The organism is Thalassotalea litorea, from assembly GCF_043642205.1.
GTDB classification, from domain to species: Bacteria; Pseudomonadota; Gammaproteobacteria; order Enterobacterales; family Alteromonadaceae; genus Thalassotalea_A; species Thalassotalea_A litorea.
Genome location: NZ_JBHZSG010000023.1, coordinates 23,334 through 50,109 on the forward strand (window position 1 = coordinate 23,334; position 26,776 = coordinate 50,109).

General features: G+C 43.1%; 22 protein-coding genes, 1 tRNA gene and 2 pseudogenes. 10 read left to right on the top strand and 15 right to left on the bottom strand.

The window, feature by feature from the left end; all coding sequences use genetic code 11:
* Window positions 1–30 precede the first annotated feature (30 nt).
* The 5 genes from ACHUFQ_RS11015 to pepA all read right to left on the bottom strand — a co-directional run bounded on the left by ACHUFQ_RS11015 (window position 31) and on the right by pepA (window position 7,950).
* On the bottom strand, window positions 31–1,341 hold the full coding sequence (locus ACHUFQ_RS11015; RefSeq protein ID WP_394175532.1) for an amidohydrolase: 1,311 nt from the start codon (window positions 1,339–1,341) through the stop codon (window positions 31–33).
* A 93-nt stretch (window positions 1,342–1,434) separates the two neighbouring features.
* Entirely contained in the window at window positions 1,435–2,562 is a 1,128-nt protein-coding gene (locus ACHUFQ_RS11020; RefSeq protein WP_394175534.1) for a DUF481 domain-containing protein, read from the bottom strand.
* A 574-nt stretch (window positions 2,563–3,136) separates the two neighbouring features.
* Window positions 3,137–5,992: a valine--tRNA ligase gene (locus tag ACHUFQ_RS11025; RefSeq protein WP_394175536.1), complete on the bottom strand. Its 2,856-nt coding sequence runs from the start codon at window positions 5,990–5,992 to the stop codon at window positions 3,137–3,139.
* 14 nt (window positions 5,993–6,006) lie between these two features.
* Window positions 6,007–6,444: a DNA polymerase III subunit chi gene (locus tag ACHUFQ_RS11030; RefSeq protein ID WP_394175538.1), complete on the bottom strand. Its 438-nt coding sequence runs from the start codon at window positions 6,442–6,444 to the stop codon at window positions 6,007–6,009.
* On the bottom strand, window positions 6,445–7,950 hold the full coding sequence (gene pepA / locus ACHUFQ_RS11035) for a leucyl aminopeptidase (protein WP_394175540.1): 1,506 nt from the start codon (window positions 7,948–7,950) through the stop codon (window positions 6,445–6,447).
* 239 nt (window positions 7,951–8,189) lie between these two features.
* Here pepA and lptF point away from each other — a divergent pair, with 239 nt between their 5' ends.
* From lptF to ACHUFQ_RS11055, 4 genes are all read left to right on the top strand, one after another.
* Window positions 8,190–9,299 carry an LPS export ABC transporter permease LptF gene (gene lptF, locus ACHUFQ_RS11040; protein WP_394175542.1) on the top strand — a complete coding sequence of 370 codons (1,110 nt, stop codon included), beginning with the start codon at window positions 8,190–8,192 and terminating at the stop codon, window positions 9,297–9,299.
* Window positions 9,300–9,302: 3 nt separating this feature from the next.
* A complete protein-coding gene (gene lptG / locus ACHUFQ_RS11045) occupies window positions 9,303–10,373 on the top strand; it encodes an LPS export ABC transporter permease LptG (protein ID WP_394175544.1) in 1,071 nt (356 codons plus the stop codon).
* Window positions 10,374–10,570: 197 nt separating this feature from the next.
* A complete protein-coding gene (locus tag ACHUFQ_RS11050; protein WP_394175545.1) occupies window positions 10,571–11,086 on the top strand; it encodes an RDD family protein in 516 nt (171 codons plus the stop codon).
* Window positions 11,087–11,321: 235 nt separating this feature from the next.
* Window positions 11,322–11,408 (top strand) — tRNA-Leu (locus ACHUFQ_RS11055).
* Window positions 11,409–11,634: 226 nt separating this feature from the next.
* Here ACHUFQ_RS11055 and ACHUFQ_RS11060 read toward each other — a convergent pair.
* Both ACHUFQ_RS11060 and ACHUFQ_RS11065 read right to left on the bottom strand, forming a co-directional pair.
* A pseudogene (locus ACHUFQ_RS11060) lies at window positions 11,635–12,579 on the bottom strand (tyrosine-type recombinase/integrase); the annotation flags it as partial.
* A 103-nt stretch (window positions 12,580–12,682) separates the two neighbouring features.
* Window positions 12,683–14,458 carry a tyrosine-type recombinase/integrase gene (locus ACHUFQ_RS11065; RefSeq protein WP_394175547.1) on the bottom strand — a complete coding sequence of 592 codons (1,776 nt, stop codon included), beginning with the start codon at window positions 14,456–14,458 and terminating at the stop codon, window positions 12,683–12,685.
* Between the two features lie 631 nt (window positions 14,459–15,089).
* Here ACHUFQ_RS11065 and ACHUFQ_RS11070 point away from each other — a divergent pair.
* Window positions 15,090–15,500 (top strand): hypothetical protein, encoded by a 411-nt coding sequence (locus ACHUFQ_RS11070; protein ID WP_394175549.1) that lies wholly within the window; start codon window positions 15,090–15,092, stop codon window positions 15,498–15,500.
* Window positions 15,501–15,863: 363 nt separating this feature from the next.
* The gene (locus tag ACHUFQ_RS11075; RefSeq protein ID WP_394175551.1) at window positions 15,864–16,109 is read left to right on the top strand and encodes a hypothetical protein; all 246 of its coding nucleotides are present in this window, start codon (window positions 15,864–15,866) and stop codon (window positions 16,107–16,109) included.
* Window positions 16,110–16,161: 52 nt separating this feature from the next.
* On the opposite strand, the gene ACHUFQ_RS11080 is transcribed toward ACHUFQ_RS11075, so the two are convergent.
* The gene (locus ACHUFQ_RS11080; RefSeq protein WP_394175553.1) at window positions 16,162–17,208 is read right to left on the bottom strand and encodes a hypothetical protein; all 1,047 of its coding nucleotides are present in this window, start codon (window positions 17,206–17,208) and stop codon (window positions 16,162–16,164) included.
* Between the two features lie 707 nt (window positions 17,209–17,915).
* Here ACHUFQ_RS11080 and ACHUFQ_RS11085 point away from each other — a divergent pair.
* The gene (locus ACHUFQ_RS11085; RefSeq protein WP_394175555.1) at window positions 17,916–18,218 is read left to right on the top strand and encodes a hypothetical protein; all 303 of its coding nucleotides are present in this window, start codon (window positions 17,916–17,918) and stop codon (window positions 18,216–18,218) included.
* 44 nt (window positions 18,219–18,262) lie between these two features.
* On the opposite strand, the gene ACHUFQ_RS11090 is transcribed toward ACHUFQ_RS11085, so the two are convergent.
* The 4 genes from ACHUFQ_RS11090 to istA form a co-directional block, all read right to left on the bottom strand.
* Window positions 18,263–18,607 carry a hypothetical protein gene (locus ACHUFQ_RS11090; protein ID WP_394175556.1) on the bottom strand — a complete coding sequence of 115 codons (345 nt, stop codon included), beginning with the start codon at window positions 18,605–18,607 and terminating at the stop codon, window positions 18,263–18,265.
* Between the two features lie 230 nt (window positions 18,608–18,837).
* Entirely contained in the window at window positions 18,838–19,200 is a 363-nt protein-coding gene (locus ACHUFQ_RS11095) for a hypothetical protein (RefSeq protein ID WP_394175557.1), read from the bottom strand.
* 134 nt (window positions 19,201–19,334) lie between these two features.
* Entirely contained in the window at window positions 19,335–20,087 is a 753-nt protein-coding gene (gene istB / locus ACHUFQ_RS11100; RefSeq protein ID WP_143580152.1) for an IS21-like element helper ATPase IstB, read from the bottom strand.
* Window positions 20,077–21,603 (bottom strand): IS21 family transposase, encoded by a 1,527-nt coding sequence (gene istA, locus ACHUFQ_RS11105; RefSeq protein ID WP_394175559.1) that lies wholly within the window; start codon window positions 21,601–21,603, stop codon window positions 20,077–20,079. The genes istB and istA overlap by 11 nt, the downstream gene beginning before the upstream one ends.
* Before the next feature lie 79 nt (window positions 21,604–21,682).
* Here istA and ACHUFQ_RS11110 point away from each other — a divergent pair, with 79 nt between their 5' ends.
* Together ACHUFQ_RS11110 and ACHUFQ_RS11115 are read left to right on the top strand one after the other, a co-directional pair.
* Window positions 21,683–22,948, top strand: a complete 1,266-nt coding sequence (locus ACHUFQ_RS11110) for an RHS repeat-associated core domain-containing protein (RefSeq protein WP_394175560.1) — start codon at window positions 21,683–21,685, stop codon at window positions 22,946–22,948.
* A 2-nt stretch (window positions 22,949–22,950) separates the two neighbouring features.
* A complete protein-coding gene (locus tag ACHUFQ_RS11115) occupies window positions 22,951–23,775 on the top strand; it encodes an ankyrin repeat domain-containing protein (protein WP_394175562.1) in 825 nt (274 codons plus the stop codon).
* A gap of 203 nt (window positions 23,776–23,978) precedes the next feature.
* Here ACHUFQ_RS11115 and ACHUFQ_RS11120 read toward each other — a convergent pair whose 3' ends face one another.
* Window positions 23,979–24,380, bottom strand: coding sequence for a type II secretion system protein GspG (locus ACHUFQ_RS11120; protein ID WP_394175564.1), 402 nt, complete (start codon window positions 24,378–24,380; stop codon window positions 23,979–23,981).
* A gap of 10 nt (window positions 24,381–24,390) precedes the next feature.
* Window positions 24,391–25,518 carry an RHS repeat domain-containing protein gene (locus tag ACHUFQ_RS11125; protein ID WP_394175566.1) on the bottom strand — a complete coding sequence of 376 codons (1,128 nt, stop codon included), beginning with the start codon at window positions 25,516–25,518 and terminating at the stop codon, window positions 24,391–24,393.
* 504 nt (window positions 25,519–26,022) lie between these two features.
* Here ACHUFQ_RS11125 and ACHUFQ_RS11130 point away from each other — a divergent pair.
* Window positions 26,023–26,679 carry a hypothetical protein gene (locus ACHUFQ_RS11130; protein ID WP_394175568.1) on the top strand — a complete coding sequence of 219 codons (657 nt, stop codon included), beginning with the start codon at window positions 26,023–26,025 and terminating at the stop codon, window positions 26,677–26,679.
* Here ACHUFQ_RS11130 and ACHUFQ_RS11135 read toward each other — a convergent pair.
* Window positions 26,652–26,776 (bottom strand): annotated as a pseudogene (locus ACHUFQ_RS11135) (IS3 family transposase); the annotation flags it as partial. The gene ACHUFQ_RS11130 and the pseudogene ACHUFQ_RS11135 overlap by 28 nt on opposite strands.

Here is a 26,776-nt window from a genome sequence, read left to right on the forward strand (position 1 = left end):
TGACCCCGTTTTTGATTGAGCATAATTCGGCTATTTTGCCTTCATATTCATATAATCCAGAGTTAAGTTTAGCAATACTTCAACCCCGGTTTTCAGGCCACTGTCATCAACGCTGAACTCCGGTGTGTGGTGTCCGGGTGCTTGTTCTGTCGGAAGATCTTTAGGTTTACCGCCGACAAATAGGTATAATCCCGGAACTTCCTGTTGGAAGAAGGAAAAATCCTCTGCACCGGTTACCGCTTTTGTCAGCTTAACATTTTCCGCTCCAGCACTATTACGGATCGTTGGTAGCATGGCTTCCATCAATGCCGGTTCATTATAGGTTACCGGGTAGTTGGCGCCCCAAGGCACCTCAACCTCGACTTCTGCATTCATACTGGCGGCAATGGTTTGTGCTTTTCGGGTTACGGCTTCACGAATCTGCATACGCATTTCGGTATTTAATGAGCGCAGCGTACCAACAATTTCAACTTCCGATGGAATGATATTGGAACGAGTACCACCACTGATTTTACCTACGGTTACGACCGCGGCTTCGTCAATTAAACTCAGTTCACGGGATACGATGGTTTGTAATCCCATAATGATTTGTGCCGAGGTGACTATTGGGTCAACACTGATCCAAGGGTAGGCTCCGTGAGATTGTTTACCTTTTACCAGTATGCGGTAGGAATCGACCGCGGCCATGATCCCACCGGGCTTATATTCAATGGTACCAACGTCGGTATCGGAGCTGATATGTAACCCGAAAACCACATCGACGCCTTTCATAACGCCTTCTTTAACCATTAATTCGGCGCCGCCTTCTTCACCGGCTGGCGCACCTTCTTCTGCAGGTTGGAAAATGAATTTTACTTTGCCACTTAATTCACCCTGCATCTCTTTTAAGATCTTGGCCGCGCCAAGCAACATTGCGATATGAGTATCATGGCCACAGGCATGCATGACGCCGACCTGTTCGCCGTTAAACTCGGTGGTTACCTTAGAGGCAAAATCTAAATCAACCGATTCGGTGACTGGCAAGCCATCAATATCGGCACGCAAAGCGACAACCGGTCCGGGTTTACCGGAATCTAACACAGCGACAACGCCGGTATGCGCGATGCCGGTTTGTACCTCATAGCCCAAAGCTTTTAACTCTTTAGCAATGGTCTTAGCGGTATTAAATTCGCGATTGGAAAGTTCCGGGAACTGGTGGAAATGGTGGCGCCAGTCAATCACCTGTTGTTCGTTTTCAAGGGATAACTTTTCAATGGTTTGATATTGATCTGCCATCACGGCAGGTGCCACGGTAAATAGGGTAGCACTTAAAAGTGCCAATCGGGAAAGGCGAGTTTTCATGTCGTTACCTGTTATTTTTTTGGGTTTTGGTAAAGAGGGCTCCAATCGGAGTTCTTACATGGGTGGCTACGAGTCTACCTTAACCGTGCAGAATTAGAAGGAATATTTTAACCCTAGGATCAACAGGAAATCGGTTTTTTTGGGAAGCTCGCCTAATTCATTCGGGCTCGGGTCGGCAACGTAATCAATGATTGATTTAACTTCAATTTCTAAATCGTCGATTACTTCAACATCGAATCCTGCCTCTATGTGATGGATCAGACTACCGGCTTCTTTTGAAGCGGTCTTTCCCACATAAGTTAAAATTAAGGTCACATCCTGAGTGTAGTCGTAACTGTAGTCGGTACCGGCAAGCAAACCCGCAGAGGTATTATGTGATGATATCCCTGCTTCGACTTCAACAAAACGGGTGTATTGTAAGTTCGGCCCGGCATATATTCGCCAGTAAAAGTCGTCATCATCAAGTAAGGTAAGACCCGCGGCCAACGCGATGGTTGCCTGATAATTGATGTTTTTAAAGTGATCGCTGAAAAGTTCTAGATCGGGAAGTCGGAAAAATACCTTACGCGTGTAAAACCAGTCGTAGGAAAAGTTAATACGATGATTTTCTTCGGTTAGTACTTGTTGCCCTGACTCTAGATCTTCAGAGCGAGCGAAGATGCCGAGGTAGTTCAGTTGTATCCGGTCTAGTGGTGTTAACCTTAATATTTCGGTTTGAATGGTGTAATCGAATCGTTGTGAATTTCCGTCCTTAAAATTAACCCCGGCACTGACACTACCACTCCAAATATTGTCTTCACTCTGTTTGGACGGTGAGATTGAGAGCAGTTGTGAACGCGGAAAGCTTAAATGCGGTTTATTGAAAAATGTAACTTTGCTGCGATCAAGAAGCATCTGACCTTCATAAATTTGATTGTTTTCCAGGCGAATGCTAACGATGTCGTTACAGCGAATTTGTCGGATATCCTCAAAATCTATTTCAACCAGGCCCAATTCATCGCTATCAAAGCGAACCTTGTCACGATACATCGAGAGTAGGTCGCCCCCGAGAAGTTCGCCGTTTTCCAATAAAATCCAATCAAAGCGTATCGGCATGGTCGGGCGGTTAATGGGCCATTCTTCCGGCTCTTCCCACTGCGTTGGTGTGGTTTTGGCAACACAAATACACCCAAATAGGGTGGTAATGGTGGCTAAGAGCAAGCGAGGCAGCAATTTAATCACGACATTTATTCTTATTGTGATAATTATTTTAGTTATTGTTAACTTTAGGAAAAATATCGAAAATTGGCAAAAATAGACACGAGTAATAGCATTAACTTAAGAAAAATAGTCTCTAAGTTTTGTTAATGGATCGAGTTATCAGGGTTTTTCTGCATAAACCCTAGCGAACACGGCTAGCGTTTCACAAGGCTGCATAAACCCTTACTAACACCATCCATGGCTCGTAAGGATAAATGCGTCCCGAGCCCCTTTGCGAACCTTGCTAATGGTTCGAAAGGCTGCATAAACCCTCACTAACACCATCCATGGTACGCAAGGATAAATGCGTCCCGAGTAAATCCTTGCGAACACGGCTAGCGTTTCACAAGGCTGCATAAACCCTTACTAACACCATCCATGGCACGCAAGGATAAATGCGTCCCGAGTAAATCCTTGCGAACACGGCTAGCGTTTCACAAGGCTGCATAAACCCTTGCTAACACCATCCATGGCACGCAAGGATAAATTCGTCCCTGCATAAAAAAAAATCCCTCGCGGGGGAGGGATTTTGATTAATCATTTTCGCGAAAATGTTTTACAAGGCTTCAATACTCAGTTTTTGCTCATTGAGTTTTTCAAGCTGATTTTTTGCATCAGTAAGTTTCGCACGCTCTTTATCAATAACCGCGGCAGGCGCTTTGGAAACAAAGTTTTCGTTTGCGAGCTTTCCTTCGGTTCGTTTGACATCACCAGCAAGCTTTTCAATCGCTTTGCTTAGACGGGCAATTTCCGCTTCCTTGTCAATAAGACCGGCCATTGGGATCAGCACACTCATGTCACCGATAACGGCAGTAGCAGAAGCCGGGCCGTTGTCATCTTCAGCGAGCACATCGATGCTTTCTAATTTCGCCAGTGCGCTCAAGAATTGTTGGTTATCATCAAGGCGACGTTTGTCGACAGCATTAACGTGTTTTAACAATACTGGAAGTGGCTTACTTGGCGCGATATCCATTTCACCACGAATATTCCGAACCGCGATAATAAATTGTTTTACCCATTCCAAATCGTCAATGGCTTGGTTATCCAGTAATTGCGACTCAAACTGCGGGAAATTCTGCATCATCACGCTGTCGCCATCGGTGAAGTTACCGGTCAGTGGTGCAACGCGTTGCCAAATGGTCTCAGTAATATAAGGCATTATTGGGTGCATTAGGCGTAACAGACTTTCAAGGATGTTGACCAAGGTGTGACGAGTACCACGCTGTTGGGCGTCGCTGCCTTTGAATAAAACCGGCTTGGTTAATTCTAAATACCAGTCACAGAACTGGTTCCAGGTAAATTCATAAAGCGCTTGTGATGCCAAATCAAACCGGAATGATGTAAAGGCTTCATGTACGGTTTTTACGGTTTGTTGAAATTGTCCAATGATCCAGCGATCGGCAAGGGACAATTCCATGGCACCGCCATTGGCGCCGCAATCATGTTCTTCGGTATTCATTAATACGTAACGGCTGGCATTCCATAGCTTATTGGTAAAGTTACGGTAACCTTCTAAACGCTTCATATCCCAGTTAATATCGCGGCCGGTCGAAGCCAGAGCCGTTAAGGTGAAGCGCAGCGCATCCGTACCATGAGCTTCAATGCCGTCAGGGAACTCTTTGCGCGTAGCTTTCGCGATTTTTTCCGCTTTTTTCGGTTGCATCATGTTGCCGGTGCGTTTATCCAGCAACTCGTCAAGGGAGATACCGTCGATCATATCCAATGGATCGATAACGTTACCCTTAGATTTACTCATCTTGTCACCGTGCTCATCACGAATCAGACCAGTAACATAGACTTTTTTAAATGGAACCTGTGCTTTGCCATCTTCATCTTTATTGAAGTGCATGGTCATCATGATCATACGGGCAACCCAGAAAAAGATAATGTCAAAGCCGGTCACTAACACATCCGTTGGATGGAAGGTTGCCAGGTCTTCAGTTTTTTCTGGCCAGCCCAGGGTAGAGAAAGTCCAAAGCGCCGAAGAAAACCAGGTATCAAGAACATCATCGTCCTGAGTTAACGTCACATCAGCGGTTAGGTTGTTTTGTGCTCTGACTTCTTCTTCGCTACGCCCAACATAGACATTGCCATTAGCATCATACCAGGCCGGAATTCGATGACCCCACCAAAGCTGGCGTGAAATACACCAGTCCTGAATGTCACGCATCCAGGAGAAATACATATTCTCATATTGTTTTGGCACGAATTCGATATCGCCATTCTCCACTGCTTCAATGGCAGGTTTGGCAAGCGGCTCAACCCGCACATACCATTGATCGGTCAATAATGGTTCGATCACAACCGCCGAGCGGTCGCCATAAGGAATGGTTAATTCGTGATCTTTGACTTCATCTAGCAGGCCTAGAGTATCAAACTCTGCGACAATGTCTTTACGGGCCTGAAAACGATCTAAACCGGCGAACTGTTCTGGTAATGCACTGTCATAAACATCGCTGATTTCGCCATTAACATCATATACTTGGGCAGTGGCCAGAACGGCGGCATCCTGATCAAAAATATTGATCATTGGCAATTGATGACGCTTACCGACTTCATTATCGTTAAAATCGTGGGCCGGAGTGATTTTTACACAGCCGGTACCTTTTTCCATATCGGCATGGTCATCGCCGACGATTGGAATACGACGGTTGACGATAGGTAGTACGACATATTTACCAATTAAATGCTGATAACGTTCATCATCCGGATTCACCGCAACGCCAGTATCACCGAGCATGGTTTCCGGACGTGTGGTTGCTACAACGATGTAGTCTTTACCATCTTGAGTTTTCGCGCCATCGGCCAAAGGATAACGGAAATGCCACATATGGCCTTTCTTATCTTTGTTTTCCACTTCTAAATCGGAAATGGCAGTGTGCAGTTTTGGATCCCAGTTAACCAAACGTTTGCCGCGATAAATCAAATCATCCTGGTATAAGCGAACAAAAACTTCTTGTACGGCTTTGGACATACCGTCATCCATGGTGAAGCGCTCACGCGACCAGTCGATGGAATTGCCTAAACGGCGCATTTGTTTGCCAATGGTTCCGCCGGAATGCTCTTTCCATTCCCATATTTTGTCGATAAACGCATCGCGCCCGTAATCATGACGGGTTTTGTCTTCTTCGGCTGCTATTTTGCGCTCAACCACCATTTGCGTGGCGATGCCTGCATGGTCGGTACCTACTTGCCAAAGCGTATTTTTCCCCTGCATGCGTTGGTAGCGGATTAATGTATCCATAATGGTTTGCTGGAATGCATGGCCCATGTGCAAACTGCCAGTGACGTTTGGCGGTGGAATGGCGATACAATAGCCGTCGCCCTGACCGGTGGGAGTAAAATAGCCTTTTTGTTCCCAGTGGGAATACATGGCTTGCTCAATAGCTGAAGGATTAAATGTCTTTTCCATGGAATTACTGCTTGTTATGCGACTTTGCTGGCAGGACGGGTTTCAACGTGAAACCCCAGTTGCTGATAACGACGATACCGTTGTCGGGCGAGTTGTTTCAACTCTTCCTGTTCAGAAACAAAATCTATAATTTGAGAAAATTGTAACGCGAAGTCTGGGACTTCAGCCGCTAAATTGATTAATACCTGTCTCGAAGAAGTGGGGGCAAGCCAGCTGATTTCAACGGGGGAACCCTGATTTTCTGCTTCTCCGGGCAGATTATGAGGCACAAAACTTTGTGCATCCAAAGACCACAACAATTCATCTAACTGATGGGCACTGTCCTGATCTTCGGTGTATATAAAAACGCGTTTATTTTGACGAAAGGCGAGCGTTGCCTGAGCGCATACAAAGCGCAGCAACTCATTTTCGCTGGCATTACCCAATAAATAGAAAATGGCCTGTAAGGTCATTTATTCGCCTTGCTCCTGACCCGTTCGATTAATTAAGAACTGGGTCAACATGCTAACTGGTCGACCGGTAGAACCTTTATTTTTACCGCTGCGCCACGCGGTACCTGCGATATCCAGATGTGCCCAGTGGTATTTTTTGGTAAAACGTGCCAGAAAACAGGCCGCGGTTATGGTGCCGGCGGCACGACCACCCAAATTGGTAAAATCTGCAAATGGACTTTCCAGCTGCTCCTGGTAATCATCCCACAGCGGTAGTCGCCATGCGCGGTCACCACTTTGTTCGGATGCATTTAATAGCTCGTGCGCAAGGGGGTTGTGATTACTCAAAAGACCGGTTGCATGAGCACCCAGGGCAATGACACAAGCACCCGTTAACGTCGCAACGTCAATAACCAACTCGGGTTCAAAACGCTCCACGTATGTAAGCGCATCACATAATACTAATCGGCCTTCGGCATCGGTATTTAGCACTTCAACGGTTTGTCCTGACATCGTCGTTAAGATGTCTCCGGGACGATACGCATTGGCATCTGGCATGTTTTCACAGCCGGCCAGGACGCCGATAACATTAATAGGCAGATTCAGTTCAGCGAGCGAGTGCATGGTTCCAAGTACTCCAGCTGCACCGCCCATGTCATATTTCATTTCATCCATCGCTTCCCCAGGTTTTAGGGAAATACCACCGGAATCGAACGTCAGACCCTTACCGACCAATACGATCGGTGCCGCATCTTTAGCACCACCTTGGTAATGAATAACGCTCATCAAGGATTCATTGACACTGCCGCGACCTACCGCAAGGTAAGAGCCCATGCCCAACTCCTGCATTTGCTTTTCATCAACCACGTCGGTTGACACCTTGTCATACTTTTCCGCTAAGGCTTTCGCCTGATCGGCAAGATACGCCGGATTACAGATATTTGGCGGTAAATTGGCAACGTCTTTACATTCTTTGATGCCCGCCGAAATCCCCAGACCATGGGCAATCGCGCGTTCACCTATCGGCAATTCGCGACGGGTAGGGACATTAAATACGATTTTACGCAACGGACGACGAGGTTCTTCTTTGCGGGTTTTAAGGCTGTTGAAACTGTATAGACAATCCTGGGTAGCCTCTACGGCCTGGCGAACTTTCCAATACGAATCGCGTCCTTTAACATGCAGTTCTGATAAGAAGCATACCGCTTCCATAGAACCGGTTTCATTGAGAGTGTTGATGGTTTTGGAGATAATTTGACGATACTGGCGCTCGTCCAGTTCACGTTCTTTACCGCATCCAACGAGTAAAACCCGTTCACTTAAAATATTAGGAACTTGATGCAATAACAGCATTTGACCAGATTTGCCTTCCAGGTCTCCGCGGCGCAGTAGGTTGGAGATGTAACCACCACTTATTTCATCTAATTGCTCAGCGACAGCGGATAAACGACGTGGCTCATAAACACCGACAACAATACAGGCACTGCGTTGTTTTTCCGGGCTACCACTTTTTACACTGAACTCCATGAACACTCCTAATTTATGGTTAAATTCAAATTTCAGGGTTAATTTGTCGCAGATGCTTGCTAAAATCTGCCGTCAGAAGATAGACTTAACAACACTAGCAAACAGGCTTCAGGCTATTATTATAGCCAGATTCGTCTGTTTGACGGCAAATTAGCCATATTAATTTTTTATAAAAACGGTAAGTTTACTTAAAAATCCTTTAGTTGTCAGAAAAAAACTAAGTTTTTTGGATTAAATCATTGATTATTTTTCGATATTTATTAGGTGAAGTCAGTCGCACACAACTGGGTGTATTCCTGGTACTGATGACCATCTTTATTAGTCAGAAATTCGTCAGGGTACTTGGCGATGCATCGGACGGTGGGATCCCTGGTGATATGGTGATGACCTTTATCGGCCTGACCATACCCCACCTGATTGGTATCATGCTGCCGTTAAGTTTGTTTCTCGGTATTTTACTGGCCTATGGCCGCATTTATGCGGAGAACGAAATGACCGTTTTTCATGCCTGCGGGGTCAGTGAATGGTATGTGGTTCGCATAACCCTGGTTGCTGCGTTTATCACGGCATTAATCACCGGAGCCTTTACACTTTACCTATCACCATTGGCTGCGGAAAATGAGTACCAAGTTAAAGAAAAACTCGCCAAAGATATTGGTATTTCGGCGTTGGTTCCTGGCCGTTTTCAAAAAACCTCTAATGAAAAAGCCGTGGTATATGTGAGAAACATCGGCAAAGACAATCGCCTGCAACAGGTATTTGTGGCGCAATTGCCTGACGAAGATGCAAATGGCCATAAAGACGACAAAGTCAGCTTAATTTATGCCGCAAGTGGACGGGTAGTCGAAGAAGAAGATGGTGAACAGCGTCTAATGCTTGACCTGGGAAACCGTTATCAGAAAGACAAAGCAACCGGTGAGTTTGAAACCGTGACCTTTGGTAAATATGAAATGCAAATTCAGGAACAGGAAGTTGAGCACAAACGTCGTAAATTAACCGCGTTACCAACCCTTGAACTGTTGCAAGATAAATCGGTGGAAGCCATTGCGGAAGTACAGTGGCGCTTTTCTTTTCCGTTGTCGGTGTTGATCTTAACCTTGATAGCCGTGCCATTAAGTGTGGTGAATCCACGGCAGGGAAAATTTGCCAAGATGTTCCCGGCGTTACTGCTGTTCTTATGTTACTTCCTGCTCTTAACCAGTGGTCGCACCGCTATTGAAGATGGCATTTTAGCGCCTGAAGTGGGCCTGTGGCCGATCCATATCATTGCCTTATTTTTGGGGTGGACACTATTGTTGCGTAGCCGCAGCAGTGGCAAAAAAATCAAAGCTAAGTTGAAAAGGCGTTAAGGCATGAGAATTCTCGATGTTTACATTGGTCGGGTTATCGCCTCTACCACTTTCATTACGCTAGCGGTACTGGTAAGTATTTCCGGAATCATCAAATTTGTTGAACAAATGCGCGCAGTGGGTCGAGGCAATTACGATTTAGGCGATGCCGCTTTATACGCGTTGTATTCGGTGCCACGGGATGTGGAAATTTTCTTCCCAATGGCGGCGCTTATTGGCGGTTTGATTGGTTTGGGGATGCTGGCTAATAACTCTGAGCTGGTTGTCATGCAGGCTTCAGGTTTATCGAAATTGCAAATCATCAAATCGGTGATGAAATCAGCGGCATTATTGATCGTGATTTCCATGGCTATTGGGGAATGGGTTGCTCCTGAGGGTGAGAAAAACGCAAGAGAGCTCAGGGCGAGGGCGATTTCCAGTGGTAGTCTGATATCAGCGAAAAATGGGGTGTGGGCCAAAGATGGTGACTTGATTGTCCATATCACTGAAGTTCAGGACACCATGAATTTAAAAGGCATCGCGATATATCGATTTGATGAGCAATTTAAGATGTCATTGTGGAAAAATGCCGATCGTGCCAGCTGGGAATTGGATAAAAAGCAGTGGCTGCTAGAGGACGTTGAAGAGTCCTTTCTGACCGAGAAAAAAATTACGACTTCCCGACAAGATACTGAATGGTGGAAGTCTTCGTTGACCCCGGGCAAGTTACAGGTGGTTACGGTGAAACCGGAATCATTATCCGTTGCCGGGCTGGTAAGTTATTTAGATTACCTGGAACAAAATAACCAGGAAACCAGTCGTTATCGACTGGCATTCTGGCGCAAATTAATGCAACCCATTACCGTGGCTGTGATGTTGTTAGTAGCCCTTTCCTATATCTTTGGGCCGTTGCGTTCGGTTTCCATGGGGGCGCGAATTATGATGGGAATAGGTACCGGTATTAGTTATGACTTTTTAAACCGCATGTTTGGCTCGATGAGTCTGACTTTCCAGTTCCCGCCTATCATAGGTGCGATATTACCTAGTCTATTATTTGTGGCTATTGCCGTTTATTTATTGCGACGCAAAGCTTGATGTGATTACCCGGGCCAAATCGCTAATTGTATTATCTATGCGCGGGCCCGTTTTATGAACCATTACATAGCCCAGTTTAATCATAGGGTTATCGCGGTCCTTGGCGGTGGTTTCGAATCGATATCACGGATATCCATAGACTGATTTCGATTTTTTCATTAAAATCACCGACATTATCCGTTCCTGAGTAACACATTGTGGCCGTCCAGCAACCGAGCACCCAACATCTTTCTTCCATGAGCCAATCCGGATACCCGAGAGCGGGCTTTCGTCGTCGCTTTGGCTCCTGGGTATACGATGTATTAATCGCAATTGCTGTGTATATGTGTGCAGGCGCCATATCGTTTGGTATCTTCGGCACGTTGTTTTCAATGGGCATTATTGACAATCAAGGGTTTAATCATCCCATAGATCTACAACAATCTTCGGTCATTTGGTCGTTGCTGATATATCTTTGGAACCTGAGTTGGGTAAGCTTTTTCTTTATCTATTTCTGGGCTCGTAGTGGCCAAACAATCGGTATGCGAGCCTGGCGTTTAAAAGTCCAGAATCAGGACGGTACGTTAATATCTAAAACTATCGGTGTTAAACGATTAGTCTTTACTTTGCTGGGGCTTGGCAATTTACTGGTGATCGTCGATCGGAAAAACAAACTGTCATTGCAAGACAGATACACCGATACCGAAGTGGTAGTTTTACCCACGGTGAAGTAAATAATAAGCAATTACAGCGCAAAGCTGCGTATTGCATTCCTTATATTTCTACAATCGGTTTAGGACTCTATCTTCAATAGTCTTTAAAACCCGTGCAAAAAACGTTTACGTGCTGGTTTATCGCCATTGCCGCTTATTTCTTGTGCAGACAGACACAAAGGTGAAGAAAATACTTGCGAAGGTGTTATTCTTTCGTATAATGCCTCCCATCAACAGCGATGTTGATGCATGTGTTGCCGGAGTGGTGGAATTGGTAGACACGACGGATTCAAAATCCGTTGCCTTTGCGGGCGTGCCGGTTCAAGTCCGGCTTCCGGTACCATAATTAACCTGCTGATTTTTAGCAGGTTTTTTAGTTTTTGGGGCTCCCCAACTATCAAAAAATCCCTTGTTTCAACTTCTGTGACATTTGTGTGGGTAAGTTTTTTGCCACAATCTTCAATGTGACAATTATTTTTACCCTGAATTTGTAGTTCATTTATCTTTCCCACAGAGCTTTGATTATCAATATTTTTTGCTTGGATTGATAAATAGTCATCTGATGGATGGGCATAACGTTGAACCATCTCCAGTGTTTTCCACCCACCAAGCTCTTTTAATGCCAGTAAGTCAGTTCCCGCTTCGATGTGTTTTGTTGCCCAATTATGTCTGAGGTCATGAAATCGAAGACCAATTAAGTCTGCTGATTTGGTTATTTCCTTCCATTTTTTATCTTTAATGTCTTTGATTGGTCGCCCGCGAGAGTTAACAAAGACGTAAGTAGAAGTTGATTGAGTCTTTAAATGTAGTAATAAATTTAACGCTCGCTCAGATAACGGTGTTGTGACATGGTCCTTCGATTTATGGTTTTCGCCTGCTATGAAAACACACCCTCTCTCAAAGTCGATCTCCGCCCAACGCAAATTAAGAATGTTGCTGCGCCTCAGCCCTGTAAAGAGAGCAAATATCAAGACCGGTTGAAGGTAATCGGGGCTCGCCTTAAGTAAGCTCTTAATATCCTTGTTAGATAGCTTAAAAAAGGCTCTTTTGGGTTCTTTTGATATCTTAAGCACAGGCACTTTTTCGAGCCACCCTAATTCTTGATGGCAGAAGTTTAAAAAAGCCTTAAGCTCTGCCAAATATCTATTCCGAGTAGCGATAGAAATATTTTCTTTTTTCGCTATGTGGCTGAGAATTTGTTGGGTAGAAAGGTCACGCAATATCGGGTTAACAAGCTGTTTGTTCCACCAGGATAGCTTGTTCTTTTTTTCATTTATCGTTCGGTTTTGTTGACGTGACGTTATGTAAAGTTCGAGTGCTTCGTTAAAATGGTGATCTTCCGGTAGGGGAGACGTTAAGCGTTGCCAAAGCTCTGCTCTTAATTGAGTTTCAAATGCTTCTGCTTTAGCTTTGGAGGTCTGTCGAGTGCTTTTGTTTATGCGCTTTCGTGTGTCTTGATAGGTTAACTCAAACTGCGTATACCAAAATTTTGAGTTTTTCTTTTTGTAAATCATTATGTTCCTTGTTTTGACCTAGGAACGAATACTTTATATTTAGCGAATGCATAATGCAGTAAAAATATATCTTACTGCATTACTCCAAAGGGGCCTTTTAAAACTAAATTGAAATATCTTTAACGTTGAATCTAGCTACACCGGTTCTCTTGTTAGATGCTTCAGCTACAATATTCTCAATACCGCAATGAATATAACGTTTTACACCTTCGTCTGACTTAAAACCTCCTATCACTTTCAGTTCACAAAGCGGGGTTCCGTTTCTTCTATGGTCGGTAAGAAAGTAGTGACGTACGTGGTGTATGACTAATTCTCCAGGTAATTGATGCTTCTCTATAGCTTTCACCCATCTCTTGCGATCGATACCTTTATATGTTGGAAATAGTTGGTCTCCAGTGTAATTGATTGCTTTATGGTGGGCTTTTATTTGGGCAATAATTTCTAAGGCAAAATCCGATAAAGGAACATCTATTCTGGCTTTAGATTTGTGCCTGTTAAAGTGCACGACTTTATTGACAAAATCTATCTGAGAAAATGTTAATTCGCTGACATTTGTATGCCTGTGTCCAAAATGCCAAATAAGACTGAGAAATAGGAACTCTTCCTGATTAAACCGGTTTTCATAACTACAATAAGTTTTTACGAATGGTAACCAAACGTTATGCCAGGGTATCTCGATTAAGTTTCGTTGACCGGACCCAAATGAAGGGATGTCAGGGACAGACACGCTTAAATTATTAGACACAGCTTCTGTTAGAGCTTTTCTAATTTCAACAGCATACTTATTGATTGTGCTATCCTCCGAGCCCGCAGTATTCAAGTTTTGTAAAACACTAACAATTAAGTCTCTGTTTATGTTTTCAAGTGGAACGTCACCAGCGAAATAACTCCAGATCCCAATCTTTTTATTCATCTCCTTCCGAGTGTTCCCGTCATTAAGATTGTTGACTCGCATGCTTATCCTCAATGCGTCATTCAAGGTGGGCACTGAATGGTTTGGTACACAGAGAAAATTACTGTTTGCAACATTGACTCCGTGCAGCAATTCATTAGCTTTTGAGATAGCTTGTTCTCTGACAGTAACCCCTAAACTAGGGCGGTCTGAAACGTTGTATCGCTGAATTACCTTTCCAATCTTATTTCGAAGGTTTAGATAATATATTCCATTCTCGGGTCTTCGTTTGACTGGTAGCTTAAAGTATTCGACGTAATTGAATGTAACTTTTTCTCTGTTTTGCAAATCGTTAAGAGCTTGAGTCCCTAATTCAGACTTTTCGCTTTTAGTTAAAAGTGAAAAGTCGTCAACTTTAGATAATATGTTTTTACGAAAACGTTCCTGGATTTCAAACTTAGACATGTCTTGGTTTTTGCCGTTTATTGGTAAAGTAATTGACGTGTTTTCTGCCATAGACTCTCTAAATTGTTTGGAGTGTGCAGGACTTTTTTCGGCCGGAAAACTTTCTAAAACAGTATCCGAATTAACCGGTATGAGGTGTGAAAATGCCGGTTTTACTCTTTGTTTGTCGGGTGGTAACTTCTTGGACTGGATTACTTCAGCCGCTTCTTCATCAACAATGCCATTACTTTCGCTTAAAGCTAATTGTTTCGGATATAGCTTTTGAAATTTAGTTAGTTCTTTCTCGTTGAACAATTGAGCCGCTTCTGGGTGGAAATATAGTTCCTCAGAATTAGTTAGACTTGTAGAAGGAAGTTCACCACGTCGCGCTAGAGAGATAATCTCCTGTTCCGGAAAACCCAGCTGGCAGCTTAACTCACTGACTGTTAAATGTCTGGTTTGTTTTTTTTGTGCTGAACCTAGCTTATTAACTAGTTGCAAAAGGGTGTCAATGTTTAAATTTTCAAACGATTCTAGATGCATAAGTTGACTTCATTGATAAATGGATGATTGCCAGGACTAAACAAGTTTGCTTTTGAAAGTTAACTAGGAATCTCCGAACGGGTTGCGTCAGTGGAGTTCGCGATTTTTCAATGAAATCCCTAATTGGGTTTTCGATAAGCTAGCTCATTTTTTCTCTGGCTTTAAACGAATTCGTCTGAGTATAAACAAAGGTGTTATAAGAAAAATAGCCCCCGAAATATTTTCGAAAAAGAAGCGCAACCGACCGTTTTTAATCGCTTTTTTTCAATTTAACTCTTTATTTTTTCTTGGATAAATATATATGTAAAAGCGTATTTTTATCTGGGTGAGAGTAAGCTCCACTTTGTTGATAGAAACGCATAACAACTTGAAAAATATTGGCTCTATGTTTGAAACAGGCGAATTTCACTTTTTTTGAAAAAAATAAATATTTTTGTTCGTTTGCTTGGTTTTCATACGAAAACTGACATTTTTGATTTTCGAAAACATTTTTAGACAGCCAATTTTCACTCGACATAATTACAAACAAAAATTTTCCAAACTGAAAATAATGGTATTTACCCATCGATTGAAATAATTCTCTTGAGAGGGGCCTAGTTATATCCGAGGTTAACAAAAAGAGGATATATCAATGACCAAAAAGAGAGAAAGCACACAGTTTAATTGGATTCATAAAATGGTGCGCCGTTCTCGCTGCCCCTGGGGCAATGGCGACAAACCGGATGATTTTCGAATTTGCTGGTATCTCGACGAAGAAAATAAACAAGCAATATACGAATACCGTAACCATGTGGGCGGCACGAATGGCTTTGCCATTACCGGTTTATTGCAAGAGCAGTTGCCAGAGCACATCAACCGAAAGTATTTTCTACCGGAAGAGCGTGCTTGGGTATTCGGCTTTTTCTTTAGTGAAATTTGCCAGTTTATCGAGCATAACGTCGATGATTTGGCGTTTTTCAATTTCACCGGCGTTTCGAAGTCCGTGTTCTTTTCCAGTGACAATTATGAATCGTTGTTAACGCTGTGCGAAAACTCAGTCTAATCAAGGGAGCGAAAGCTCCCTTTTCTTTTTTCCTACAATAATTTCCCCACATTGGAACTAGTTAACAGGGCAGTCGGAAGTTATGTTGGGGCAAGGTGCCGCTGTCACTTATTACAGCAAATCAGTGAAGTTTCCGAGCTTTGCGTTTTGACTGAGTTGACGTTGACCTCGATGACCAGCTCAACGCTCCGTGGGTGATCGGAAACCCATACCTGATGTTGCCAACGTTATTGCGACAATGGTGAGAAAAGGAAAGCATATCGACTGTAAAGGGAGCCAGATTGGCTCCCTTTACCCATATTTCGCCTGGCGTGTTTCTACATAGTTATGGAAGACAGTTCCATGAATGAAAAAGGAAACACTATGAAAAACAAAGAATCTTTAATCTATATCTATGAATCCTCACAAGGCTTGTGTGAAATTGGCTTGAGGATACTACAGGCCACATCAATTTCGTTGATTATGATAGTCATCTTTTTGCAGGAAGATTTAGATACTCAGCTTCATGTCATTGTTGGCTTGACGGTATTGGCTTTGACGATGGTTGGTATCAGCATCGGATTACGATGCTATGTCGCCAAACACCGACCTGATATGATTAAGGATTGACGGGCAACCCGTTACGATTAGGCACCGCTATGCGGTGCCTGTTTTTTTGCCTTTAATTGTTAGTTGGTATGTCTGGATGTTTAATGCCAAGTGTTCGAAATACATCGGTTAAGCCTTGTTGATACTCGTTGGATGAGTTTACCGAGTACAAGGCCACTGCTTGCTCAATTCTGTCTTGGTCAATTTTGATGTGACTGTCTTTATCCAACTTAGAATCCGGGTTCCAGAATAACTCGTAAAGAGTAGGGCAAAATGAATGGACATATTTTAATGACGCCGTTAATACCTCAATATCCTTATCGGTATAGCCCAGCGCATTCTCTTTGATGATTTCATCTGTCCTAGCGGCAATTTGTCGCAGAAAACGCTCTCGATGACTGAAAAATAGTACCCGGGAATAAAGACCATCCTCTGCTACTAATTGACGTCGGTACTTTTCCAGAATTTCTGGGCGCAGATAATTATTAGCGGCCCTTTTATTCTTGGCATTGGACGTCTCAATTTCAAGAGAATGCCAGCAGGAATATGATTTACTACTATCGCTGCAATTATTCATGCAATTATCCTTGCAATCGCCCGCACTTAGGTAGAGGAGGCCATCTACTGCCCTTTCGTTTCTGAGCTCGCCAAAGGTTCCGTAGCCTAATTCTCGAAGCTCCTTTTCGGTTACAAATGCAGTGTAATTTTCTCTGCTATGCAGCAAACGATTTATCATACATATTTGAATACTCAAGTCGTGGATTTCGGTTTTTGAGTTGTGCGCGCTGGTATCGGTTTTCTGATGATATTCCAACTCCGTTTCAAAGCTGATAAATCGCTTTCCTTTGGCACTTAAGTAATACACCGCACCATCTTTACTACCGAAACTTTTTCGCTCATTTATAAGGCCATCGGTCACTAACTTTCTAAATAACTTGTTGATGGCTTCACGGCGAATTCCCAAAAGATACTGAATAACGGTTTTACTACTAAAGCCAAATCGACCAATAACATAGAGAGCCGCAATTCTCCTGGCATGACCGATTTGAGTTGGATTGTTGTACTCTGGGGGAATGAGAAATCGAGTCCCCAGATTCTGATAGATTGATAATTCTAGCATCGCATCTCCTTCTTGTATTTCAACCAATAACAAGGTTCAGCCGATGCAAATTTTTCTATTGTTTAGCAAAATAGCTTTGCCTGATGTCTGGCATCAGGGTAGGGCTTCGCCACGCTTTGCATGCTGCAAGCTAATCCAACTGTCGTTGTAAAAACTTCGTTTTGGCTATTTCTCTGAACGCCAGACTATTCGCGACATGTCTCGGTCTGGCTTTCCTTCCTTCGGGCGTCTCAGAAAATAGCTGCTGCCATCCGCTACCGCTGATTTCGCTTCACTCCACATGCTTTTTTTCGGGCGGTGGGACACCTGAGAAACCCCTCAAAAATCAGCGCCACTATGTGGCTATTGTGAGCATCAAAATCGTACCTCTTTGATACTCATTCCGCTTAAGGCGGAACTCCGTACAGCGAAATCAGCGCTGCGCTTCTGATGGCAGGCTTCACCAAACAAGCCACTATCGTGGTTGTTTGCTTCCGCGATTTGTTGCGAATTACATTCGCTTATTTTGAATTTTTAATTCCTTAAAAATTTGGTTATTTTGCCTTCGGCAGATAATGCGTATTGAATCAGAGGTGAGTGTTAGGGCAGGGAGACTTGTTTGACAGAAAGGTAAGAATTTTAGGTCGCGTTCGCGTACGAAGAATTCATCAAATTATCAGAAAAATCCTTAAAATGGAATGGGCTGATAATTAAGCAAGGAGATAAATATGGGACTATTCAATTGGTTATTCGGCTCTGATGATACCACCTCAACGTTACATTCAAGTTCAAGTAACACTAGCACAACAGCAATCGTAAATTGTGATGGTACACCTATGATCCCCGACTCTATGATAGATGTGGAAGGCAAGGCGTATGGACAATGCAGCAATGACATAAATACAACAAGCTCTATCGGTATCGATACCTGCACGAGCAGTTTTGATGATTCATTTTCTTCGAGCTCGATTGATGATAGCTTTTCGTCATTCGATAGTTCTATAGGCTCATCGTTTAGCGACGACTGGTAAAAAAATAGCCCCGAAAGGGGCTGTATTTTTTATGAAGGTAAGGGCTAGTATTCCGCGCCTTCGGTTTGAAGTCTGTCAATGAATTCATTTAAGCTGAGCGCTTCATTGTCCTGCTTTTCATACCCCAGGTAATTGTCCTCAATCAATTCATAATAGGCTTCAGCCGAAGCACAAATTACAGTCCGAGCAATCGACATTAACGCCTTGCGTTCATGCGGTAAAAGTTCAGTAAAGTATTTCTGTAGATGTTCGCAAAAAATGTGGTCATCGTGCACTCCCCACTTATTTACTATTACATCGCGCAATACATCTTCTTCCAGGCGAAACGCTTCATTTAGCTGGTTTAGCAATTCGCTGACAAATTTAATGTTTAAATAGTTTTGTTCCATATTGATAGGTTTTCCTTGTTGTTTGGTTGGACACAAATAACAAGGATCCGGTAGGGGGAATTTCAACAATTTTGATGAAAAATGGTAGGGCCTGAGTGTCTCTTATGTGCCATTAGCTGCCCGTTAGCAATTGCTAATATACGCTGGTTTCTAGGTGTTAACGCCACATAAAACGGCTTAGTAATGCTTGCCAAAATGTGAAGCGAAGCGGAACCGAGCAAGCGTTTTTGTTAGGTATTACCTACTCGAAACTTTGATTTTATATAAAAAATGACTTCATAGGCTACAACAATAATTGACGAGTATATAGGCCAAACAGAAGCCTCTTTTAGCATTACCCCACAATCGCCAGAACCGTAACGGAAAATTTCTATTAGAGAAGGAAGCGAGAAAATTATAAAAATAACGATAGGAATGCAATATCGTTTGGCTTTACGCGCGACACTGAAAGCTGTAGAAACGGCAGAAATACCTAGAGCTATTAAGAGCAATTTAATTGCGTAATCCCAGTTTTGCTCGTAACCAATACCACTAAAGCAAGCAAAAGATTTAGATGATATAAAAATAGCCAGCAGTATGAATCCATTCTTCATGTAATACCTAACATGTTTATAGCGAGCGAATCGCGCGCTGTTAATTTGCACTTAAAACTGATCCACGATTTGCATTGAAAACTGATCCGCCTAAGTTGGTCTTATTATGACCAATATCTTGAAAATATCTCCAGTTATTTTTCCTTATTTTTTGCAGCCGATGATTCTTTGAATCGATAACTGTCGTTGCCAGTTTCGATGATATGGCAATGATGAGTTAGTCTGTCGAGCAGTGCTGTTGTCATTTTTGCATCACCAAAGACTTTGGCCCACTCAGAAAATGACAAGTTAGTCGTAATGATGATGCTGGTCTTTTCATAGAGCTTGCTTAGAAGATGAAATAGCAGTGCACCGCCATTTTGGCTGAAAGGTACATAGCCAAGCTCATCTAGAACCACCAAATCAACGCTGCTAAGCCGATTGGCAATGCGGCCGCTCTTGCCATCTAGCTTTTCCTTTTCAAGCGCATTGATAAGCTCTACAGTCGAGAAGAACCGTACTCTGAGGTGGTGATGCTGTACCGCTTGGACAGCAATGGCCGTTGCCAAGTGCGTCTTGCCTGTGCCTGGGCCACCGATGAATACGATGTTTTGACTGTCTTCGACAAACTCACATCGATGTAAGCCCCGTATCACCGTTTCGTTAACCGCACTGTATTGGAATTCGAAGCCGAATAAGTCTCGATAGGCAGGGAATTTTGCAACTTTCATCTGATAAGCGATTGAACGAACTTCTCGGTCTGCGACCTCGGCTTTAAGCAGGGTTTCGAGAACGGGTAATGCTTGTTTGAACGCTGGTGAACTCTGAATCGATAAATCGTTCACGCTGGCCTTCATGCCATGCAGTTTTAGGGTTTTTAAGGTGTTTAATAAGGCTTCAATGTGCATGCCGTTGTCCTTTCAATTGCTCATAGATACTTGTGTCTGCCGTTGGCTCTTGCTCAAGCTGTAACGCTTTTTTGATGGGTAATGGATCCGGTGTTGGTATATCCATCAGTCGATGCAAGCAATTGATCACATGCTGCTTTGACGTCAGGCCAACGTTCAGGCTTTGCTCAATGGCTTCTTTAACCAGTTGCTCATCGTGGTGCAGCACCAATGACAAGATATCTACCATATCTCGATCGCCACCGTCATATCTCAACAGGGTATCCTGAAGGTGCTGGAAGCACTCGGGAAGTTCTTTAAACGGGGCACCGTTACGGAGTGAGCCAGGTTTACGCTGAGCAACAAGCAGGTAGTGACGCCAGTCATAAGTCACAACCCCTTTGGAGTTGTGATCTCGGCTGAATTGCCTGACATGCTCTGCGACTTTATTACCTTCGGCTATAAACAGAATGCGTTCAGGGTACACTCGAAGGCTTACCAAGCGATTAGCAAAACTGGCTGGGACACTGTATTTATTGCGTTCAAAGTTCACCAGGCAAGTCGATGACACTTTCTTAGTGTGTTCGATGAATCCATCAAATGGTGCCTGGACCTTCATCAGGTGTTTCCTCTCGTCGAGCCAGACTTGTTCAATCGTCCGGTCACCATAATTTGGATGCGTGGTTGATTGCCACAGTGACATGCATTTTTGCTCAAGCCAGTCATTTAATTCATCGAGCGTTTTGCATTTTGGGGCATCGTGCCAAATGCTTTGACGAGCATCTCTGACCATCTTTTCCACTTGGCCCTTTTCCCAGCCTGCCGCAGGGTTACAAAACTCTGATTCAAACAAATAGTGACCAACCATGGCTTGAAAGCGACGATTTACATCACGTCTTTTTCCTTTGCCAACTCTATCGACAGCGGTTTTCATATTGTCGTAGATACCGCGCTCAGCGGCACCTTGAAACACGCGAAAGGCATGATTGTGTGCATCGAATAGCATTTCATGAGTCTGAGTCCAGTAGGCACGCAGATAGAACGCTCTGGAATGGGATAACACAAAGTGAGCAACCTGAAGCTTTACCTTACGAGTACCGACATAAGAATAATTTTCACCCCAGTCAAACTGAAACGCTTCACCTGGCGCAAACACTAAAGGGACATAGGCTTTTTTGTTCAGACCGTGAGCCGCAATTTTCTGCTCTTCCCGCCATTGCCGAGCGAATGCCGCAACGCGATCGTAAGAGCCACTAAAGCCCAGCTCAACGAGTTCTTTGTGCAATCTCCTGGCTGATTTTCTTTCTTTGCGCCGACGCTTCGATTCCCGTAGCAACCAGGCAGATAGCAGCTCTTTGTAGCCATCAAGCTTGCTAATCGATGTTCGTTTGGGATACGCAGGTTCAACGCATTCCTTGGCCAGGTATTTTTTAACGGTATTTCTTGAAAGTCCGGTTCTTCTGGCTATTTCACGTTGGGACATTCCCTCCCGAAAATACCAACGCCGGATAACGCTTAGTAATGACACATCAATCACTCCAATATTTCTCCCGCAATTTGAGTGCGAGAACTAATTAAAGAAGTGGATCAATTTTGGATGCAAATTAGGGGTTGAAGTGGATCAATTTTCGATGCAAATTAACAGCTATACAGGACACAAACACCTAGACTCGCTTGGCATTATTCAGATGAATGGTCGAATTTATGATCCAACCTTGGGCAGATTCTTACAGGCTGACCCCTTTATTCAGGCTCCTAATAATTCTCAATCGCATAATCGTTATGCGTACGTGCTTAATAACCCGCTGAGTAATATAGATCCGAGCGGATATTTATTTAAGAAATTTTGGAAAGGAGTTAAGAAGTTTGTCGGAGTTATAATTGTAGCTGTTGCTTCATACTATTGCGCTGGAACTTGTACTTCAACCATTTGGTCTTTGATCGGTGCGGGGGCTGGAGCTACTAGTGCAGCTTTAAATGGAGGAAACATATTGACAGGGACTTTAACCGGGGCATTGACCGCAGGCATTGGAGCGGGAGTTGGCGAAGGCATGGGCGCGTTTTTTACTAATGGGTTTGCCGGTGGTATTTCCAGTAAAGTGCAAGGTGGGAATTTTGGTCATGGGTTCTGGTCCGCAGGATTGGGTACAGCCTTTGGAGGAGGCTATGGTAGAGGTTTTGGTAAAATTTTAACCGCAGCGGTCGTGGGAGGAACAGTATCAAAGGTTACCGGTGGAAAATTTTCTAATGGAGCTTTAAGTGCCGCATTTCTGTCCGCTGTGCACGCGGGGGCTCCAGCCCCTAGAAAACCCACTGCTCAAGAAGTTACTTATGCAAAACTAGCAGAAGATGTCTATGATCCTCAAGGAGCAGAAATTGATGGCTATGAAATGGTCGGAGATTTATTTATAGATTCTGAAACAGGACTTCAGTCGGCTCTTTATGTCAATCAAGATACAGGGCATAGTGTTTTGGCTTTTGCTGGCACTAACGGAGCGTCAGATTGGATTGCTAACATAAGACAAGCCTTCGGGTTAAAAAGTGCTCAATACACTCAAGCAATGGGACAGGCACAAGCGGTTTACGCTGCAACAGGCGGAAATGTTCAATTTGTTGGTCACTCACTCGGTGGCGGTTTGGCTACAGCATCTGCAATTGTGACTGGCGGCAGTGCGACAGTGTTTAATGCTGCGGGCGTGAATCCAAGTACAGTGGGCGGTGCGTCACCCGTGCCAGGCTCAATCACTCATTTCCAAAGTTCATTCGATGGATTACAAATATTAAATTCTCTTACTCCTGTTAAGTCATATGGCAACCAAATTTTATTAAGGGCTGCAGGATGGCACCCTATGGGCGGTGTCTGTGAAAGAGTGAGGTGCTAGCTATGAGTAATCTCATATTACAAAAGATTATATTTATAGTTGTGACAGGCTTTTCATTAACTTGCCATTCGTTAGAAAGAAATCAAAATATGGAATCAAAAAATAGTAAGTTTATGATGAAGGCTGATCACGACTTAGTTATTTCAATGCCTTTAAACATAATGTTTTTAGATCCTGATGTCAGAAAGTTGGCTAAATATGCAGGAGAAGGAAACCTCACGAAAATTAATGAACTTGTTAAACAAGGCATTGATGTCAATTCCAGAGGCAGTCAAGGGGCCACACCTCTATTCTGGGCGCTAAGAAATGAGAATATTACTGGGTTCGAAAGGCTTTTGGAACTAGGAGCCAATCCTAATATCGTGTTTGCTGATAGTTCAGTGATGCATTGGTCAGCTAGACACAAAGATATTCGTTTTTTGCAGCTAGCATTGAAGTTTAAAGGTAATCCTGATTTATATGCAGGCAATCCTAAAAAGACACCTATTTTTAATACCATTAGTGTTGAAGGTGGAGATAACCTACCAGCCTTGATGCTTCTATTAGAATCTGGTGCAGATATTAATGCTCCAACAGGCAGTGAAAAAATATTCGGAATTTCTATGGGGGGAGTGACTCCTATTTTAGCTGCGGCAGATATCGTGAGGTTTGATATCGTATATTCCCTTCTTGAGGCAGGTGCAGACTACCAAGTTTTAGATGATACTGACAGAAATTTAATTTCTAGAATTAAGGCTGTACAACATAGACTTCAAGAAGGATCCAAGCAAGACATATATTTAAAAAAAGTTGTTAAATGGTTAGATGATAAAGGTGTAAAAGTTTAAGTCTCCTCCAAGCCCAGCTTATGGCATCGATTTATGTATTGAAGGTCATTAATATATAATTGACCTTGTAACTGCCAAGTTTAAAGGTAATCGACTATGCGGTCTTCAAACTGGATCATAAAGCGATTAAGGACCGCTTTCTAATATTGAAACTCTGGCCATGATGACTATCCGTTATAAATACTTCAATTTACGTAGATTAGTTACTTAAAATCGAAAAAAATGTCATCACCTCCCATACATTCATCAATGCCATTAGGCCCAACTGAGTAAAATGCAGGTCGTCCAGAGTTAATGGCACAACTATGCGGATATTTATAAATCCACTCTCTCCCGCGACTGTCGTTAGTGTTTATCTTGTTTGCCAAATATGGCCCTTTCCACAAATCATCTCCTTTTCTCCGAACGTATAGATAATCTAAAGAAGTTGGATAGTCCCCGGTATCTTTCTCGAACATATTGAGAGCTTCATAAACGAAAGAAATTACTCTCTTATCTGCCTCAATATCAGAAGACATTGAAGTTGGAATTTTAGGGGTAACCAAAACGTATAAAAAGGCTATTACAAGTAGAATGCTTACAAATATTACGATTCTGTTCTGCATATTATGATCCCTAATTATTTTCAATACGCTCAAATTGTGTTCTTACCCGCAGAGCCTCGTTTGCTCCATGAATGCCTTGCTCAACCCATCTGGGGGTAACAAAATGAACCATCTCAGATTGGCGAATAATCTGATTATGCCTACTGTCAGAATTGAGAAATATATTCCACCTTGTGTCATTAAAGTGCAATACTTCATGGTAAGCTGTTTCTAGAAAATCATATGATGTCCTGTTTAATTGAAGAAACTCTCTGCTGACTTTCACTTGATTTAAACAACCTAAAAATACGGAACACTCAACTGCAGCCAAGTTTCCATCAATGTCATCCATGCCAACAACCACGATATTGTCTGGTGTTTCCAAGCCTAAAGCTTCGCCAACAGCTTCAATTCCTCTTTTAAACGACTCATAGTTTCTTTTAAAGTTAGAATCCTTTTGCTCATCTGTTAGATTGGCGAGCTCCTCTTCAATTTTTTCATAGGAACTAGTGCCAAAATCGTCATTCCAGTCCTGCGCTATGGCCGCACTAAACGCCCAAGTTTGCGCACCGTTAGAGAATTTACCGCCAGTAATTTTCGAAATTGTACCGCCAACTACGGCTGACACTAAAACATTAGCATAAGGGTTTCCAAGCTTTATCCGGCCGCCCAATAGGGCCCCTAATCCCGCAGACCAGAATCCATGACCAAAATTACCACCTTGTGCTCGACTTGCTAGCCCTCCAATTAAACCTACGGTAAAGAAGCCTTGTCCACCTCCTATACCTGCTGTAAAGGCCCCAATCAATGCACCTTTTAAACTACCTGTAACTGCGTAAGTCGATATTGCGGCATAAGCTGCACACCCAGCAGGCCCACCAAAGGAACATGCAGCAAATTGTAATGCAGCATTCAAAATTGGAACTTTTGCAATCGCACGAAATGCGCTTTTTACACCTTTCCAAAGCGACTTAAAGAAATACCCACTCGGATCGGTATAGCTCAACGGGTTATTCAGAACGTACGAGTATCGATTATAATTCTGGCTGTTGAGCGGAGCTTGTATAAATGGATCGGCTTGAAGAAACCTGCCCAACGTTGGATCATAAATTCGACCATTCATCTGAACAGTGCTTGAAATTTGAACGTCCGCTTTCACAAATTATCGCAATAAAAAGGAAAATAATCGAACTGCTGTTCCTGGCACATAAGAGACGTTCGGCTCCTGCTTTTTTTAATTTCTACTCGGATATCCACTCGTTTCCAACATACCATTGTAAATAGCTTAACTTCTCATAAATTCGCCTGTCGATTAAATACTATATAAAACTTAAAACTGGATACCACTTGTTCCGACAGGGGAGTGGTATCCGAGAAAAAGCTCGTTTCTTAAGTGAGTGGATTTTTTGCCATGAGTCTAAAGTTGACACATGTCACAGCCCATATTTAGTAGGTTTCGTCATTGGCTGGCTCCAGAAAGAGCTTCAAAATCCGTTGCCTTTGCGGGCGTGCCGGTTCAAGTCCGGCTTCCGGTACCATTTAAACCCCTTAAGGAATAAGGGGTTAGCTGTAAAACAGCTACTTGATAAAAAACTTTTCAAAGCTAAACGAGTGTCAAATTAGGGCGCTCACTAGTGTGAAACTTTTATCAGGAGTGCTCTTTATGGCATCTTTCGAGAAAATCCTTTCTAAGTCTGGCAAGACAAAATACAAAGCAATTGTTCGATTACCAGACGGTTCGCGAAAAACTAAAACCTATCCAAAAAAATCATTAGCCAGAGAATGGGCTAACCAACTTGAGTCTGACAAATTAGCCGTTGAAGCTTTTGGTTCCCCCGGTGCAGTGCTCACATTCAAACAACTCTCTGTTTCGTATATGGGGCAATGGACAGGTAAGGATAGCTCTATGGCTCAGAGATTAGACTTTTGGGTCAACATTATTGGTCATCTTACTCTGCCAAATATTACTCCTTTACTTATTCGTAATGCTCTCAATGAACTAGCAGAAGGTTCTGCTTTAAGATATGGAGGATTCGATTCGTTTGGAAAGAAAGTTACCAAGACCACAAATAAAAAGAGAAGCCCAGCAACGATAAACAGATATAAGGCTGCTGTATCGGCAGTTTTCACTTACGCTCAACGTGAAGGACTTTTCTTTGATAATCCTGCGCATCGAGTTGCTTCTAAAGCAGAGGCGAATAAACGGACGCGCTACTTAAATGATAAAGAGAGAAGCGCCTTGTTGAATGCCTGCAAGCACTCTAAATGGAACAAGCTCTACCTGTGTAGTGGTCAAGTTAAATTGGCCACAGTTTTATAGTTTTGCCAGAATCTTTCTTCTGACTCGTTTGGCGACAAACCACCATTATGCTGATGTGGCCTAACCTGGCTGTAATAGCCGATTATATATTTCGTCA

Excerpts from the sequence above, each read along its gene's own strand:
- ACHUFQ_RS11115 (WP_394175562.1), top strand. The coding sequence starts at position 22,951 with ATGAGTAATCTCATATTACAAAAGATTATATTTATAGTTGTGACAGGC.
- ACHUFQ_RS11095 (WP_394175557.1), bottom strand. The coding sequence starts at position 19,200 with ATGAAGAATGGATTCATACTGCTGGCTATTTTTATATCATCTAAATCT.
- istB (WP_143580152.1), bottom strand. The coding sequence starts at position 20,087 with ATGCACATTGAAGCCTTATTAAACACCTTAAAAACCCTAAAACTGCAT.
- pepA (WP_394175540.1), bottom strand. The coding sequence starts at position 7,950 with ATGGAGTTCAGTGTAAAAAGTGGTAGCCCGGAAAAACAACGCAGTGCC.
- ACHUFQ_RS11015 (WP_394175532.1), bottom strand. The coding sequence starts at position 1,341 with ATGAAAACTCGCCTTTCCCGATTGGCACTTTTAAGTGCTACCCTATTT.
- ACHUFQ_RS11065 (WP_394175547.1), bottom strand. The coding sequence starts at position 14,458 with ATGCATCTAGAATCGTTTGAAAATTTAAACATTGACACCCTTTTGCAA.
- ACHUFQ_RS11075 (WP_394175551.1), top strand. The coding sequence starts at position 15,864 with ATGAAAAACAAAGAATCTTTAATCTATATCTATGAATCCTCACAAGGC.
- ACHUFQ_RS11090 (WP_394175556.1), bottom strand. The coding sequence starts at position 18,607 with ATGGAACAAAACTATTTAAACATTAAATTTGTCAGCGAATTGCTAAAC.
- ACHUFQ_RS11070 (WP_394175549.1), top strand. The coding sequence starts at position 15,090 with ATGACCAAAAAGAGAGAAAGCACACAGTTTAATTGGATTCATAAAATG.
- ACHUFQ_RS11025 (WP_394175536.1), bottom strand. The coding sequence starts at position 5,992 with ATGGAAAAGACATTTAATCCTTCAGCTATTGAGCAAGCCATGTATTCC.
- lptG (WP_394175544.1), top strand. The coding sequence starts at position 9,303 with ATGAGAATTCTCGATGTTTACATTGGTCGGGTTATCGCCTCTACCACT.
- ACHUFQ_RS11030 (WP_394175538.1), bottom strand. The coding sequence starts at position 6,444 with ATGACCTTACAGGCCATTTTCTATTTATTGGGTAATGCCAGCGAAAAT.
- ACHUFQ_RS11085 (WP_394175555.1), top strand. The coding sequence starts at position 17,916 with ATGGGACTATTCAATTGGTTATTCGGCTCTGATGATACCACCTCAACG.
- ACHUFQ_RS11080 (WP_394175553.1), bottom strand. The coding sequence starts at position 17,208 with ATGCTAGAATTATCAATCTATCAGAATCTGGGGACTCGATTTCTCATT.
- ACHUFQ_RS11120 (WP_394175564.1), bottom strand. The coding sequence starts at position 24,380 with ATGCAGAACAGAATCGTAATATTTGTAAGCATTCTACTTGTAATAGCC.
- ACHUFQ_RS11130 (WP_394175568.1), top strand. The coding sequence starts at position 26,023 with ATGGCATCTTTCGAGAAAATCCTTTCTAAGTCTGGCAAGACAAAATAC.